Origin of the sequence: Nocardia bovistercoris (genome assembly GCF_015674855.1) — a bacterium.
GTDB classification, from domain to species: Bacteria; Actinomycetota; Actinomycetes; order Mycobacteriales; family Mycobacteriaceae; genus Nocardia; species Nocardia bovistercoris.
Genome location: NZ_JADMLG010000005.1, coordinates 295,371 through 311,799, shown reverse-complemented (window position 1 = coordinate 311,799; position 16,429 = coordinate 295,371). Strand labels below are relative to the sequence as shown.

Genomic DNA, 16,429 nt, shown 5'->3' with positions numbered 1-16,429 from the left:
TACGGTGATGTGAGTTCCTGATGTCCGCGGTCACCGCCATGTGGGAGTGGATCCCCGGATGGATCCTCACGGCTCTGAACTTCGGTATGAAGTATCCGGAAGGCGACGAAGACGACCTGTTCGATCTCGGCGACGATTGGCGCACCGCCGCCGACGCACTGCGTGCGCTGGAGCCGGAGTTGCGCACCGTCAGTGCGGCGACGCAGAAGTTCTATACCGGCGAAGGCGCGGTCCAGGCCGAACAGGAGTTCGGCAAGCTGTTCTCCGGTGAGGCCTCGATCGAGGAGACCGCGAAGGCTCTCGATGATCTCGCCACTTTCACGCGCAAGGGTGGCACCGATCTCGAGCACACCAAGATCATGGAGGCTGTATTCGCGGGCATCACCTGCTATTCGGTGTACCAGCTGCTCGCCGCGTGGCCGTGGGGGTCCGCGGGGGTGCCGCTGGCACTGGGCGCGGGGCGGACGGCGGTCGGCATCGCCGCGGAACAGGGCGCCAAGAAGTTGGCGTTGGAAGCGGGAAAGGTGGGGCTGCGCAACCTGTTGAAGCCCTATCTGCGGCAGATCGCGGTGGCCGGATTGAAGATGGGCGCGATGGGCGCCGGGCTGGATCTCGGCATCCAGGGGTACCAGGTCGCGGCGGGCCATCGGGACGGCGGTATCGACCTCAACCAGACCTTGCACACCGGCGTGTCCTGGGCCGCGGGCGGAGTGGTCGCCGCTCCGGTGGGGATGGGGATGAACCGGCTGCTGGGTTCGGCGCTGACGCCTGCGACCCGCGGCCTGATCAGCGGTGTGACGGCGGGCGCCGCGGGCGGATTCGGTATGTACGGGGCCGGATTGGGATATCAGGTCGCGGAACAGTGGCTCGCGCACGGCCACGTCGACTGGAGCAAGGTCGACACCACTTTCCAGTGGCAGATGGTCGGCGCCGGTGCGGCGCTCGGCGCCATGCACGGCGTGCGAGCCGCCGGTGCGCACCCTGGCGCGGCGCCGACCGTGGGGCGCGAAGGTACCGCGCCGCCGGAGTCCCGACCCGCGGCCAGTCGGAATCCGATCGTCACCGAGGAGACGAGGCAGGCGGGCAAGCAGGCGTTCCGCGACCTGAGCAAGGAGGTGCATCCCGACAAGTTGCCGGTAGGCGAGGCGGGTCGGGCCGATGCCATCATCAGGGAAGCCACGCAGGTCCAGGCCGACGCGAAAGCGAACGGCGGGTACAGCGATCAGCACGTGGCCCGGCTCAACGAACTGCGCCAGGAATGGGCGAGTGCTTCGACGGGGGACGGCAGCGTCGCGCATCCTGGCTCGGCCGCGCCGACGGAGGCTGCCGCGGTGCGCCCGGAGACCGCTCCACAGACACATGCCACCGACACCGGCGCCAGAACCGCCGACTCGGGCGCCAGGCCCGCCGCCCCGGCGGAGCGCGCAGGCACTGCGGCCGCCGCGGACAGCGCTGCGAGGTCGGCGCCACAGGCGGAACGGGTCGCGCGTGTGGTCGCCCCCGAGCGCGCGGCCGCACCGGAGCGGTCCGCGAGCCTGCCGAGGGAATCCGCCGCGGATGCGGGTGCCGCCGACAAGACCGGACGGGCGGGCGCGGGTCGCGCCGACGTCGACTCGCGTGGCGCGAATCTCGCGGCGGGACAGCAGGACAGGCAGGCCCCGGTGAGTCGTGGCCCCGAGACGAGCACCGTGACCTCGGAAACCGCTTCCGGACAGAAGGATGTGTCGACTGTCACCGCACGGGCCGCCGAGCCGATACGCGATGTCGTCTCCGCGCCGCGTGCGCCGGAATCCGTTGGTCGCGCGGTGGAATCGGTGCCTCCGGAGCGTCCGCTCGTGCCCGAGCGCGCCGGTGATCCGGGAGCGCGCGGCGTCGAGCCGGTGCAGCGACACACCGCGGGTGAACCGGGGTCGCGAGCGAATGCCGTCGAGCCCGTGTCGGGTGCCGAACGACGCGAACTCGCAGGTATCGGATCGTCGGAACCACAGCGCCCCGTGACCGCGGGCACCGGTGAGATTCGTGCGCCCGAATTACCTGACGCCGCCCGAGGGTTCGATCCTGAGCGCCCGCCGGCGCGGTCGGTCAACAACTGTGGTGAACTCGCGCTGTGGCGAGCGGCGGCGCAGACCGGCAACGGCTCGATCCGATTGGTCGAGCCGGGTTCGGTAGGGCCGGAAGGGATGCGAGCGCGCGATCTGGAGACCGCCGCGGGTGGCGAACTGGTGAAGGTGGAGGGCACCGGGGAACGTTCGCCGCATCAGCGGATCGCCGATGAGCTCGCCCGTGTGGGCGGTGACGCGACGGTGCTCGTCGTGGACGAACGCACGGGTCCACTTGGGAATCACGGGGTCGGGGCGCACGCCTACGTGATGTTCCACGACCGGGCCACCGGCAAGGTGATGGTGGACGATCCGATGCGCGGCGGCGTGTTCGAGTTCGAATCGGCCGCACCGGTCGCGGCGGAGCACACCTGGGGTGTGCACTACGGCGCGGAGGGTGAGCAGGTGCATCCACTCGCCGACGGCGCCGCGACACGGACCCGTGAGTTCGCTGTAGGCGACACCGAGCCCAGTTCCTGGGGCATTCCGGAGTTTCCGGAAACCCTGGCCGCCGATCATCCGCTCTTGCGCAAGACCTGGGATATCCAGACACCGGAGCGCCAAGCCTTCCGGGACGAGTTGGTCGAGAACGCCCTCGCGGGAGTCGAGCCGCCGACGGACCGCGCGCCGGTGATGTACGCGATGGGCGGCGGCAGTGCCTCTGGCAAGGGCTTTCTCGTGCAGCTGCTGCTGAAATCCGGTGTCCTGCCGCGGGAGAACGTCGTGCACATCGATCCGGACTCCTTCAAGGAGATGATTCCGGAATACCGGCAGATCATCGCCGAGGGGGATCACCGTGCCTCGACCATGGTGCAGTCGGAGAGCGGCGAGGTATACGGCGCCGCCAGGAACGCGGCGTGGGAACGCGGTCTCGACGTAATTCTCGAAGCGACGATGGCCAACGCCGAAAGTGGGCTGCGGCATTTCCAGCGTGCGCACGAGGCCGGACACGAGGTGCATTTCATCGCGGTCACCGCCGACCCGGCGACCGCTGTGACGCGCAATTACGAGCGCGCGCTGCAAACCGGCCGCTATGTGCCCACCGATGTCCTGCTCAAGACGCACAAGGGCGCCGCCGAGGCGTTTCCGGTCCTCGCCGAGGCCGCCGACCGCGTGGAACTGTACGACACCTCCGGCGGCGGCGTACCCAAACTCATCGCCATCAAGGCGCCCGGTACGGAGATGCGGATTCTCGACGAGGCGGCGTACGCGCGGTTCCTGAACAAGGCGAATCTCGATCCGGCCGCGAGCGGCCCCGCCACGCTGTATCCCACCGAACGGGCCGGACTCGCGGCCGAGACGCCGGGCGCCCCGCCCGCGGAGCGGGCGGGTCCGGCTCCCGAGCGGCCCGCCGAAACGGCGGTCGAACCACGCGAGGGCGGGGCATCGACGAGCGACGCGCTCGTCACCCGCGAATCCGACAGCGCCCATATCCGCGACAGTGCCGAGACTCCGGTCGAATTCGCGTCCGCGCCCGTCTTGCACGAGATACTCGGTCCCGATCACACCGTTTCCGAGTTCTCCACCGCCCTGACCGATCGCGCTATGGAAGCGGCCCGCCAGAACGGGACTACGCCCGAGGCCGAACTCATGCAGTTCGTACTGCAACGCGCCGTCGCGCGGATCTTCACCGAGAATCCGCACGCCTGGATTCTCAAGGGCGGTGAATCCTTCCTGACCCGTTTCCCGGAAGGCCGCGCGACCACCGATCTGGACTTGATCCGCATCACCGAGGGCGATCCCGCGCGGATGGAGGTCGACTACAACGCCGCGCTCGCCCGTGATCACGGCGACCATCTGCGGTTCGTCTGGGAGAAGAACCAGCCGGTCGCGTCCGGCCGCGGTATCCGCGTGTTCCACACCGTGTATCTGGGGCGTGAGCCGATCATGGATTTGAGCATCGATCTGGTGCCCAACCGTGAGATCGCGGGCTACTCGAACGAATCGACGCATTGGGTCGGCGAACAGCATCCGTTCCCGGCCAGGCAACTGTTCCGTTTCGAGGGCGTCGGTGATCCGAGCAGTGTGCGTATCTTGACGATGGACGGATTCCTGCGCCAGAAGGTCGCCGCCATGTACACCTACGACCGGGACAACGGCGCGTTGCCGAAGCGCTGCAACGACCTGGTCGACCTGACCATGCTCGCGCTGAAGACTTCGTGGGACGGTCCGCGGGCGCACGAGATGCTGCGACAGGAATTCGAGCTGCGCCGGGCGCAGGACGAGAAGATCTTCCCACCGGAGAAGTTCACCAATCCCAATCCGAAGTGGGGGCGGGAATACGCCAAGCACGCGCAGTCCACGCCCGGTCTGCCGTTCACGACGCTGAACGAGGCATTGCCGCTGCTGGAGAATTTCCTCGATCCGCTGCTGCGCCCGGAGCGCCCGAACGCGGACTGGGACCATCGGACGTTGTCATGGGTGCCCAGAAATGGTCCCGAGGTGCACGGCGGCGCGCCGGGTTCCGGCGCGCCGGGGGCCGGGATCGAACCGTCGCCGCCCCGGTCGGGCCCAGCTCCCGCCGAATCGCGTGGCTCGGGCGAATCGCGCGCGGGTATCCCGGTCGCACCGCTGACCGACGGTCTGCCCAGCCCGGCCGGCGCGTTGCACCCGGCGGAGGTCAAGTTGATCGCGGCGACGGGCGACGGACCGCCGTCGACGGTATTCGCCGAGCCGGAACGCATTCCGCAATGGGACCGGCTCGCCGGTGGCCGGGATACCGCGGGCAGCGTGGTCTCGACCATCGATCGCGCGATGACCGATCCCTCCCTTCCGACACTGGCGGACAAACTCGCGGTGGTTCGCGACGGACTGTTGCCCGAGGCCGCTGGAAGTCCGTCGCCGGTCAAGAACTTGGACAGCAAGAACCTGCGGTTCTACTCCTACGCCGCGGGCGAGTTGTTCATCCACAGTGCGGCGGCGATGACCGACCCGGCGACGACCATCGAAGTCGGCTATCACCGGGATCAGGTGTTCCGCGACTACGCACGCGAGGCGAAGGCGAATCAGGTCTCCTATCACGGCGAACTGCCGGAGGGCATGACCCGTGAGCAGGCCGACGCGGTGGCGTTGTGGCGCGCGGGCAAGGGGCAATCGGTCACCGATGTCGCTCCGGCGGAGCTGGTCCGCGATCTGCTCGATATGCACGCCAAGCCGCTCGTCGACGCCCTGACGGTCCGCGACCGCATCATCAACGAATACGGTGTCGCCCCGGAGCGGGTCCGAATCGCATACGGCGGGCTCAAGGAAGAGGACCTGCTCAAGGGCCAGACCAAGCACACGCGCGCCCATATCCGGGCGCTGGAGGCGATCCGCGTCGACCCCGAGGGCGCGCGGGCGAGCATGGTCGAAGCCATGACCGGCACCGGCGAGCGCGCCGAACAGCGATGGCAGCGCGCAGGCGCCGTCGTCGAACGGATCGAGGCCGCCGCGGCCGAACACGGGCGCTCCACCGAGAAGGTCACATTGCTGTGGGTGCGCGACCAGCGCGCCAACCCGACCGCCAATCGCAACGGCCTCGACACCCAGCCCGGTGTGCTGCGCCAGATCATCGAACAGACCAAGGTCGCCGACCCCGAGCGGCACATCGTCCTCGTCGGGGACGACATCTTCCACAATCGGACGGGTTTGCGCGAGGAATGGGCGGCCGACGGCGTACTCGACGGTGTCGATGCCAGGACGATGGTGAAGTTCTGGGACAAAGCCGACAACGGCGGCGTCGCACTCGGGCCGGGCGAGCAGGCGCTGGTCTTCCATCGACTGCTCCAAGGGCGTGATGTCGTGCAGGTCGGCACCGAGAGCGGGGCGCTGGAGATTCCGGCGTTGCTCGGTGTGCCGACGGTGTACCTGGAGAACCAGGTCTTCCATCTCAACAAGGGCAATCGCTGGTTGCTGATGGCACAGGAATGGCGGTACGGCCACTTCGAGACGGTCCGCAGAGTCGACGGATCGGTCCAGTTGGATACCTCCGGGCATCCGGTGCGGGAATTCCACCAGGTCGGTGCGACGCGCCCGGCGCCGCTGCCCGCGGTCACGCGCGTGCAGTTCGGTCCCGACCTCGCGGTGCCGAAAGACCGCCAGGACGTGCCGACAGACTTTCCGCATCAGCGGGTCGCGCTCACCGCCGACCGGGTCTACCGGCTGGTCGAGACGGGGGAACTGGACCGCTGGACACACCGGCTCGGCCGTAGCGCGGCCGAGGGCGCGGGGGTGCCGTCGGAATGGAGTGCCGAGCAGTGGACCCGCAGCGAGTACTACGCGGACCAACTACATCGCTGGCTGCACACCGAGGCGACGCCGGAATCGGTCAGCCGCAAGTGGGACGCGATCCGGCTGGCGCTGCGAGGTGTGCTCGATCCGGGCTTCCGAGTCGACCCGGAGATTCCCAACGACACGCTGATCCATCCCTACGTCGTACTCAGGACCGATCATCCGATCCCGGTCGCCGAACGCGATCTGCTCTCGCATGCGTACGCCGCACCGGCCGCGGAGCGGCCCGCCGCCGTGGTGGCCGCCCTGCGCACACTGCTGGCCGATCCTGTGCTGCGCGGGCGCGCCGTGGCGGACGAGATGTTGTCGCGACTGGACGAGGCCGAGTTGGCGACACTGCGGCTGTCCATCGCATGGGTGATCGAATCTGCGGCGCGCGGCCGTCCCACTGTCGGCGCGGGCTAGTCCGGTTGAGCGGAGCGTCAGGTGGAGCGTAGGCGTCCGACGATCTCGGCGGCGATGTCGTCGCCCAGTGTCGTGACGATGTCTTCCGGGGCGCGGATCTCGCCCAGTAGCCGCGCGATCCGGGCGGCTACCTCGGCGACCTCGTCGGGGGCGACGAGGTCGGCGTAGGCGCGCAGGTTGCGCGTCGAGAGGGTGGACGGATCGATGTCGGGGAGGAAGTGGTCGATGAACGCGGCCCCATTCGCGGGGAAACCGAACTCGTCGGCGAAGGGAACCAGCGCGTCGTGGACGGCGCGCAGGTCGAGCAGGTCGCGCCGCAGGGCGTCATCGAGGACGCGCCCGATGTCGTCGGGGCCGACGGCGTCGCGAACGAGATCGACGACGGTGCGGTGCGCGGTGGTCACCGGGATGCCTCCGATGCTCGTGACGTCATCCAGCTCGAGCCGATCGATATGGACGACGACGGCCCGTGGCGTGTACGCGGGCGCCGCGGGCGCGGTGAAGACGGTGCGCGGCAGCGCCAGGACACCTATGCCGTGCAGGCGGGCCGCGGACTCGTGCGATACGACGGCGTCCTGTGACGGCGCCTGTGGGCGTTCCCGGCCGAATCGTTCCGGGTCGAGTGCGAGCCAGGCCGCGTAGGGGTAGGCGTACCGGAGGGCGGTTGGACTGCTGGGGAGCTGGAATACATCGTCGTCGAGTTCGCGCAGCAGCTTCGCCTCCCGCAGCGCGTCGACAGCCGCCCCGTCGGCGCCGATCCGGGCCGCCTGTGCCCGTGTGATCAGGCCCAATTGCTGCGCCGCGAGGATCGACAACTCGTGATAGAGCGCTTCCAACATCGGTCCTTCCGTTGTTGTTTGCCTCTCAGGCTAGCGAACACCATTCTCTCGAGTCGTCTTTCGGGTGGGCGTACGGTGGTCGGAAAGAAAGGACGGGCTGGGTATGAGCGGAGACGACGAGGCACGACGTTCGGGCGGTGACACGGGCGGCGGCACCGAGGACGACGAGTACGCCGAACTCATTCGGCAGCGGACCTTCGATCCGGAGACGGTCCGCGAGGTCGAGGAGCAGATGCGCCGCGAAGCGCGTGAGCGCAGGGAACGGTTGTTCGGAGATAGGGAGCCATTCGCGATCCCCGAGACCGACGAGGACCTCTGAGCGCGGGCGAGCTCCGGCACCTCCTGAGCAGGTGACGCAGTGCACCAAGACCGAAACCCGCTGTTATCTCTATGATTCCTCGCTCGAAACCACCCGTTGGAGCGATACATGGGATGATCGCGGTAGGTAGGATGAGCGAGAGTCGGGACGGTGCCCCGGTCTCGGGGGCAGACGCGTCGGGCCGTTCGTGTCAGTATGGGCAAGGTGTTGATGCTGTGCCGTCCGGCGGCACGGAGTCAGGCGGGAGTTGACCGATGGGTGAGAGCCGGCAGGCCCTGCGATCTCCGGTCCATCAGGGCCGGTCGAACTTCGAGCCGTGTGTGATCCGAGGCATGGTCGGTACGGTCACGGTGACTTCGGCACCGGTCGCGGGATGACCGTTCACCGGGGGCGGCTGACGTCGCTCGAGGTCGCGGTGCTCTGGGAGCTGATGTCGAACGACAGTCTGCCTTTCCCACTGATGCACTCGCCGACTCACCAGTACGAGGACGACTACATCCGTGCGAAAAGGTCGACGGCGGAACGGCTTTTGAGAGTTCTGCCGCCCGATGCGCAGCAGCTGTGGGAGGCCGCCGTCAACCCGGACATCGTCATCTGGGCGGCGGGCGAGGCGCCCGACGACGCGAAGGACATGTCGGCGGTTACGCGCGTCGTCGGATTGCGGCGCGAAGGCTACGCGGTGGTCCTGGTCCAGCAACCCGGCGAGAGCATCGAAGACGGCGGTGACATCGACGTCTACGAGACCGATGTGCCCGGGCTGGCGAAAGCCGTGATCGGACGGCTACCGAAGGTCGGGCGCGGTAAGCAGGGCGAAGTCCCGATACTCTCGCGGCAGCCGGACGGATTGGACTACAGCTACGGCTCCTCGCCGGTGCTCGACGCGATCGACCCACCGCAGGTGCGCTCGGACCGCTGGCGCAACGCGAAGGCGACCCAACTCGGCGAGTTGAAAGTCGAGCCGGGCAGTGGGGCGCACTGGATCCAAGACCGTCGTGGCCATCTCGTGCGTTGGCGCGATCTCGTCGACGACGGCCGCTACCTGATCGATCCCAAACCGAATCCGGTCGCGATTCCGGTGGACGACAATGAATTCGAGAGATTCGTCAACCAGCGAGTTGTCGAACTGGTTCGGCGGATCCGGGAGAACCGCCCCGCCGAACGCGACTTCCGAGTCCTCTGATCATGGGGATCGCCGGTCGTGCCGCGGTTCGTGGTGGTCGCGAATATCGTTGTGGCACAGTCGTCGCGGAGTCGATGTGATGTTCGATGAGATGACGCGCGACACGCTCGAATTTCTCCTCGAGACGAAGTTCTACGAAAAGCGCCTGCCCGGACTCGGTGCGGTGGTCGAGATGGGCGGACAGCGGTGGGAGCTCGCGCTCGGCGTCTCGGACGTGACCACAGGCGAACCGTTCCGTGTCGGCGACCACTATCGCATCGGATGTGTCACGAAGTCGTTCACGGCGACGGCCGTTCTTCAGCAGATCGACAGCGGTCGGCTCGGTTTCGACGACACGCTCGAGCGGTTCGTCCCTGGAATCCCGAACGGTGAGCGCATCACGATCGAGCAGCTGCTGAACATGACGTCCGGTGTCGCCAATTTCGTCGGCTCGCCGGACTGGCTGCCGACGCGCGACAGCCTGTCGTTCGACACCCCCGACGCGGACTGGCCACAAGAGCGCAAGGTCGAGTTGATGCGAATCGGACCCGCGGTCTTCGAACCGGGGGCCAAGGCCGAGTACTGCGACAGCAACTACATTCTGCTCGGACTCGTGCTCGAGCAGGTGACCGGCAGGCCCGCCGCCGACGTGATCAACGGTGATGTCGTGGCATCGGTGCCGGGTTTGACGAGTACCGAGTTCCCCTCGGTCGCCGAGCTTCCCGATCCGCATCCGACGATCTACGCATTCCTGCCCGACGGCCGTACGCTGCGTGAACTCGGCGATATGAACCCCCGCGTCCTGTGGACGACCGGTGCGATGACCTCGACGGTCGACGACCTTCTGATCTGGGTGCGTGAACTCGCCGACAGCACGCTGTTGTCGGCGCGATCGCAGCGCGCCCGATTGACGTCGACGCACTTGGACCGCAGGCGGGCCTTCCATCGGTACGGGCTCGGCGTGCAGTGTCTCGGCGCGCTACTCGGCCACAACAGCATCATGCCCGGATCGTCGTGCGCGGTGTACCGCTATCCCGCCGAGGACGTGTCGGTCGCGGTCGTGACCAACGCGTCGGCGAACATGGATGCGATCAGCATGGAGATCGCCCTCGACCTGGTGCGGGCGCTATACCCGAGGTTCATCGATGGCTGAATTCACCCACCCCGCCTCCTCCGTCGGCTGCCATCCCCCTGAGTTCGCGCGCACGTCGGCCGATCCGATCGCGATCGTCGGCATCGGGTGCCGGTATCCGGGTGGTATCGCCTCATCGGCCGATCTCTGGCGGTTCGCCGCCGAAGGGCGCAGTGCCACTTCGGCATTCCCGACCGGGCGCGGTTGGGATCGGGGCAGGCTACCGACCTCGGTCAACTCCCGGCGTGGGAATTTTCTCGATGCGGCGGACGCCTTCGACGCGGCGTTCTTCGGCATCAGCCCGCGCGAGGCGTTGGCGATGGACCCGCAGCAGCGGTTGTTGCTCGAGACGTCGTGGGAAGCTCTGGAACGTGGCGGCATCGATCCGTCGTCGCTCGCCGGTTCCGAAACCGGGGTCTATTTCGGCGTCGCCGCGTCGAATTACGGCGGTCGGGTCGCCTCCGATCGCACCGGCCTGGCGGGGCACCTCGCCACGGGAACCGCACCCGCGGTCGCGTCCGGGCGAGTCGCGTACTCGCTCGGGCTGGCGGGTCCGGCGATCACCGTGGACACGGCGTGTTCCTCGTCACTGGTCGCGATACACCTCGCGACGCAGGCATTGCGGACGGGTGACTGCACGCTCGCGCTGGCCGGTGGTGCGACGGTACTGAGTTCGCCGAGTGCCGTCGTCGGGTTGGCCGAACTCGGCGCGCTCGCCGAAGACGGCCGGTGCAAGCCGTTCTCGGCCGACGCCGACGGGTTCGGGATCGGCGAAGGCGTGGGTGTGCTTGTCCTGGAACGACTTTCCGAGGCACGTCGCCGCGGCCATCCGGTGCTCGCACTGGTTCGCGGGTCGGCGATCGCTCAGGACGGCGCTTCGAGCGGGCTGACGGTGCCGAGCGGCCCCGCGCAGGAGCGGGTCATCGGCAAGGCGCTCGCCGACGCCGGACTCACGCCCGCCGACATCGATGTCGTGGAGGCACACGGCACCGGGACGACGGTCGGCGACCCGATCGAGGCGACCGCGCTGATCGCGGCCTACGGCGAAACACGCTCGGCCGCGACGCCGCTGTTGGTCGGGTCGGTGAAATCGAACATCGGCCACGCGCAGGCCGCGGCGGGCGTCGCCGGGGTGATCGAGATGGTCGAGGCCATGGGGCGCGGAACGGTGCCGCCGACACTGCATGTCGATCGGTTGACCAGCTCGGTCGACTGGTCGGCAGGCACGGTGCGGGTGGTGGCCGAGCCGACCGCGTGGCCCGCGCGGTCACCCGTTCGTCGCGCGGGTGTCTCGGCATTCGGCATCAGCGGCACCAACGCTCATGTGATCCTGGAACAGGCGCCTACCGAACCCGCGGACGCCACACCGACGCGGCGGCTGCCCGTCGCGGTTCCGCTCGAGCTGTCGGCGAAGACGGGACAAGCGTTGGCCGAATACGCCTCCCGCCTGCTTGCGGTGATGGATCGCGAGCCGGTGGACGTCGCGTGGTCGCTGGCGACCGGCCGGGCGTGCCTCGCTCGGCGCGCCGTCGTTGTCGGCGCGGACAGCGACGAACTGCGTGCGGGCCTGACCGCGGTCGCCGAGGGCCGAATCGCCGAGAACGTCGTCACGACCGGCCGTACCGCGTCCACCCACCCCGTGGGCTCCGCATCCTGTCATTCCCCTGTCTTCGTGTTCCCCGGACAAGGGTCGCAGTGGGCCGGGATGGCGGCCGAACTGCTCGATACCGCACCGGCGTTCGCCGCGCACATCGATGAATGCGCTGCCGTGTTCGCCGGGCTGGTCGACTGGTCGCTGCTCGACGTGCTGCGGCACAGACCGGGTGCGCCCCGGCTCGAACGGGTCGATGTGGTGCAGCCGGTGCTGTTCGCCGTCATGACCTCGCTGGCGCGGCTGTGGCAGTCGTTCGGTGTCGAACCGGCCGCGGTGATCGGTCATTCGCAAGGTGAGATCGCGGCCGCCTACATCGCCGGGGCGTTGTCGTTGGCCGACGCGGCACAGGTCGTCGTCGTTCGCAGCCGAGCGCTTGTCGCGATCGCGGGCCGCGGCGGCATGGTGTCGGTACCGCAACCGGTCGACGAGGTCGCCACGCTGATCGAGAAGTGGGACGGCCGACTGAGTATCGCAGCGGTCAACGGCCCGCGTTCGACCGTGGTGTCCGGTGACGCGGCGGCGATCGCGGAGCTGATCGACCACAGTGCGGTCGACAGCTTCCTTGCCAAACGGATTCCGGTGACCTACGCCGCGCACTCGGCGCAGGTCGATTCGATCGGCGCCGAGTTGTGGTCGGCGCTCGCCGGAATCGAAACCGCCGCCGCTACTGTCCCGGTGTTCTCGACGGTCACCGGCCGCCTGCTCGATCCGAACTCGATGAACGCCGCGTACTGGTTGCGGAACCTCAGGCGGGAAGTGCGATTCGAGTCGGCGGTACGAGCCGCCTACGAGCACGGGTACCGCAGCTTCATCGAGGTGAGCCCGCACCCGGTGCTGACCGTCGGAATCCACGAAACGCTCGACATCGACGACGTGACGGTCGTCGAGACGGTGCGACGTGACCAGGGCGGCATGCGCCGCTTCCTCCTGTCCGCGGCGCAGGTGGGGGCCTCATGGCGGACCTATCTCCGAGCACTGCGACCGCAACGGGTCGACCTGCCGGTATATCCGTTCCAGCACAGTCGATTCTGGCTCGCGCCCGATGAGGGCGGGGCAGGCGCCGTGCATCCGTTCATCGACGCGATGACCGAACACCCCGAATCGGGTGAGGTGACATTCGCCGGTGAGGTATCCGTCGACCGCCAGCCATGGCTCGCCGACCATGCCATCGCCGGAACGGTGCTGTTGCCGGGCGCCGCGACCGTCGAGCTCGCCCTGTCGGTGGGCGCACGGGTCGGCTGCCCGCGTCTTTCCGAGCTCGTGCTGCATGCGCCGCTGGTCATCCCCGAATCCGTTGCGGTGCCGCTCCAGACGGTCGTCGGTATACCCGAGGCATCGGGCAGACGACCGGTCCGGTGCTATATGCGGACCGAGGATTCGGCGCAGTGGACGCTGCACGCCGTGGGCGCGGTGTCGAACGAGCACAGCAGCGCGGTACCGATTGCCGAGGCATGGCCGCCTGCGGGCGCGACGCAGGTCGATGTCGGCGACTTCTATCGAAAATATGCGGCCGAGGGCTACGAATACGGTCCGGCGTTTCACGGGCTGCGTGCCGTTTGGGTGAGGGGCGCTGCATCGATGAGCGCGGCGCAGAGGTGGAGCCGACCGGAGGTGGGTGTACACGCGGAATTCTTCGCCGAGGTCGTGACCTCGCTCCCATCCGGCACGGCGGGATTCGGCTTGCACCCGGCGCTGTTCGACGCCGCGTTGCATGTGCTGATCGGACCGTTCGCCAGTCGCGAAACCGGCTCGGTGAGTATGCCATTCGCATGGGAGGGCGTTGAACTGCATTCAGCGGGCGCGACCGCGCTGCGGGTACACGTGACGACACTGGCCGACGACCGCGTCGCGGTGACGCTGTTCGACTCCGCGGGGTCCGCGGTCGCCACCATCGACTCACTCGCGACCCGGCCGATCGACCGACGTCGGTTGGCGAGTGGGCCGGTGTTCGGTCTCGACTGGGTGCCGATCACCGTTGCGGAACACCGCCGCGGCCGAAGCGGGACCCCCAACATCTTGCGTTGCCAGGCGGTGCCGGTGCCCGACGGTGATCTTCCGCGGGAGGTTCGCGCGCGACTCTCCGCGGTCCTCGACCAGATCCAGCGGTGGCTGAAGAGGGACGACGACAGCACGCTGGTCGTCATCACTTGCCGGGCGGTCGCGGTGAACGGCGGCGAGGACGTGGAGGACCTCGTGCACGCACCGGTGTGGGGGCTGCTGCGGACAGCGCAGAACGAGCACCACGGGCGAATTGTGCTCGTTGATGTCGACGACTGGGCACACCGCCGCGCTGCGATATCGGTCGCGCTGGCCTGCGACGAACCACAGCTCGCGTACCGACGCGGAAGCACATACGCGCCAAGGCTCGTGCGTGCCCGCACCGACTCGGTCGGCAATTCGGAGCTGGTCGACGCCGGATCCTGGCAGTTGCGGACCGTGGGCACCGGGACGCTACAGTCGGCCAACCTGCGCTTGCTGGCGCTTCCGGAGCCGGAACCGGCGCTACGGGACGGCGAGATCCGGGTCGCGGTTCGCGCCGCGGGGCTGAACTTCCGCGACGTCGTGATCGCGCTGGGCATGTACAAGGAGGCCCGCGACGACGTCCACGCTGAGATCGGCGCCGACGGAGCCGGCGTCGTGGTCGAGGTCGCCTCCGACGTCACGACGGTCGCGCCGGGGGACCGGGTGATGGGCCTCCTTGGGCCGATCGCATCGACCGCGACCGTCGATCATCGGTTGGTGGTACCGATTCCGGCCCACATGTCGTTCGCGGAAGCCGCCACTACACCCGCGGTGTTCCTCACCGCCTACGTCGCCCTGCGTGACCTGGCTCGTCTGGCACCGGGCGAGCGGCTGCTGGTGCACGCGGCGACCGGTGGCGTCGGTCTGGCGGCGATTGCGCTGGCTCGGCATTGGGGCGCGGAACTGTTCGTCACGGCGAGCCGGGGCAAGCAGCACATGCTCCGGACCCTCGGTTTCGACGACGACCATATCGGCGACTCGCGCACACTCGAGTTCGAGGGGGCGTTCCTCGCGACCACCGCGGGCGCGGGCGTGGACGTCGTACTCGACTCGCTCGCGGGTGACTTCGTCGATGCCTCACTGCGATTGCTGCCATGTGGCGGCCGATTCGTCGAGCTGGGAAAGACCGATATCCGTGACGCGGCGAGTGTGGCGGCGGCACATCCCGGCGTGGCGTACCAGGCGTTCGACGTGCTCGACCTCGGCCTCGACCGAATACAGCAGGGACTCGCCGACATCGCGGCGATGTTCGAATCCGGTGTACTCCGGCCGTTGCCGGTCGGCCGCTGGGACATTCGTCGTGCACCGGAAGCCTTGCGCTACCTCGGTCAAGCGCGGCATGTCGGCAAGTTGGCACTCATGATCCCGCCCGAGCAGCGGTGGGCGGGCACCGTTCTGATCACCGGCGGCACGGGCACGATCGGCGCCATGGTCGCGCGGCATCTCGTGAGTCGCCACGGCGCCCGAAATCTGGTGCTGCTCAGCCGCCGTGGCATCGATGCCCCCGGTGCTGCTCAGCTGCTCGGCGAGCTCGGCGAGCTCGGGGCGAGCGTACAGATCGTGGCATGTGACGCCGCGCACCGTGATTCGCTGCGTGCGGTCATCTCACGGATCGACCCGCCGCTGGTCGGGGTGATCCATGCCGCGGGTGTGCTCGACGACGCGGTTATCGACACCATGACCTCGCGCCAACTCGACACCGTGCTCCGGCCGAAGGTCGACGCCGCCTGGCACCTGCACGAGGCGACGTCCGAATCCGACCTGTCGATGTTCGTCCTGTTCTCATCGATCGCGGGCGTTCTCGGTCCGACCGGTCAGGCGAACTATGCTGCGGCCAATACCTTTCTCGATGCGCTGGCCGCGCACCGTCGCCAACTCGGTCTGCCCGCTGTCTCGCTCGGCTGGGGCTTCTGGGCAACCGCGACCGGTATGACCGCCCATCTGCGGGAGCGGGATCGGACTCGCCTGGAACGAGCCGGTTCCGTCGCCATGTCGTCGGCCGAGGCACTCGACCTGTTCGACGAGGCGATCGGGCTCGGCCGCCCGTTCGTCCTGCCTGCTCGACTCGACATGGCCGCCATGCGGTCAGGGGAGATTCTCTCGACGTTGGGTCGCGGTTCGGTGCGGACAGCGCCGGAGTCGGGAGTCGCGCCGGGTGTGCCCGTGGTCGGTCGCCTCGCCGAACTCGATCCGGCACAACGACGCGAGCGGGTGCTCGCGTTCGTGCGCTCCACCGCGGCCGCGGTGCTCGGCTACGACGGTCCGGCCGCGATCGGAATCCACCGGTCTTTCAAGGAGCTCGGATTCGACTCTCTCGGCGCGGTCGAGTTCCGCAATCGCCTGCGGGCCGCGCTCGGCGTCTCGGTGCCGACCACGGTCGTGTTCGAGTACCCGACCGCCGCCGAGCTGACCGTCCATCTCTGCGAGGCACTGGCATGATCGGCACACTGGAGCAGTCGATTCCACCGTATGATGGCGGCGTGAGCGGGTCCTTTGCGGGTAATATCGTCCGACGTCGTCGGTGCTTGCGA

Annotated in this window: 6 protein-coding genes; 5 read left to right on the top strand and 1 reads right to left on the bottom strand. The window is 68.3% G+C overall.

Annotation, left to right across the window (positions count from 1 at the left end):
- Positions 1-20: 20 nt before the first annotated feature.
- Entirely contained in the window at positions 21-6,773 is a 6,753-nt protein-coding gene (locus IT779_RS15050; RefSeq protein ID WP_196149924.1) for a zeta toxin family protein, read from the top strand.
- Positions 6,774-6,790: 17 nt separating this feature from the next.
- On the opposite strand, the gene IT779_RS15045 is transcribed toward IT779_RS15050, so the two are convergent.
- The gene (locus IT779_RS15045) at positions 6,791-7,612 is read right to left on the bottom strand and encodes a type IV toxin-antitoxin system AbiEi family antitoxin domain-containing protein (protein WP_196149923.1); all 822 of its coding nucleotides are present in this window, start codon (positions 7,610-7,612) and stop codon (positions 6,791-6,793) included.
- A gap of 103 nt (positions 7,613-7,715) precedes the next feature.
- Between IT779_RS15045 and IT779_RS15040 the strand changes: the two genes are divergently transcribed.
- The 4 genes from IT779_RS15040 to IT779_RS15025 all read left to right on the top strand — a co-directional run bounded on the left by IT779_RS15040 (position 7,716) and on the right by IT779_RS15025 (position 16,337).
- Entirely contained in the window at positions 7,716-7,931 is a 216-nt protein-coding gene (locus tag IT779_RS15040) for a hypothetical protein (RefSeq protein WP_196149922.1), read from the top strand.
- Positions 7,932-8,304: 373 nt separating this feature from the next.
- Positions 8,305-9,111: an ESX secretion-associated protein EspG gene (locus tag IT779_RS15035; RefSeq protein ID WP_196149921.1), complete on the top strand. Its 807-nt coding sequence runs from the start codon at positions 8,305-8,307 to the stop codon at positions 9,109-9,111.
- Positions 9,112-9,202: 91 nt separating this feature from the next.
- The gene (locus IT779_RS15030) at positions 9,203-10,243 is read left to right on the top strand and encodes a serine hydrolase domain-containing protein (protein ID WP_196149920.1); all 1,041 of its coding nucleotides are present in this window, start codon (positions 9,203-9,205) and stop codon (positions 10,241-10,243) included.
- The gene (locus IT779_RS15025) at positions 10,236-16,337 is read left to right on the top strand and encodes a type I polyketide synthase (protein WP_196149919.1); all 6,102 of its coding nucleotides are present in this window, start codon (positions 10,236-10,238) and stop codon (positions 16,335-16,337) included. Before IT779_RS15030 ends, IT779_RS15025 begins: the two co-directional genes overlap by 8 nt.
- The last annotated feature ends 92 nt before the right edge of the window (positions 16,338-16,429 follow it).

Coding starts and splice junctions, on each gene's coding strand:
- IT779_RS15040 (WP_196149922.1), top strand. CDS start 7,716: ATGAGCGGAGACGACGAGGCACGACGTTCGGGCGGTGACACGGGCGGC.
- IT779_RS15045 (WP_196149923.1), bottom strand. CDS start 7,612: ATGTTGGAAGCGCTCTATCACGAGTTGTCGATCCTCGCGGCGCAGCAA.
- IT779_RS15030 (WP_196149920.1), top strand. CDS start 9,203: ATGACGCGCGACACGCTCGAATTTCTCCTCGAGACGAAGTTCTACGAA.
- IT779_RS15050 (WP_196149924.1), top strand. CDS start 21: ATGTCCGCGGTCACCGCCATGTGGGAGTGGATCCCCGGATGGATCCTC.
- IT779_RS15035 (WP_196149921.1), top strand. CDS start 8,305: ATGACCGTTCACCGGGGGCGGCTGACGTCGCTCGAGGTCGCGGTGCTC.
- IT779_RS15025 (WP_196149919.1), top strand. CDS start 10,236: ATGGCTGAATTCACCCACCCCGCCTCCTCCGTCGGCTGCCATCCCCCT.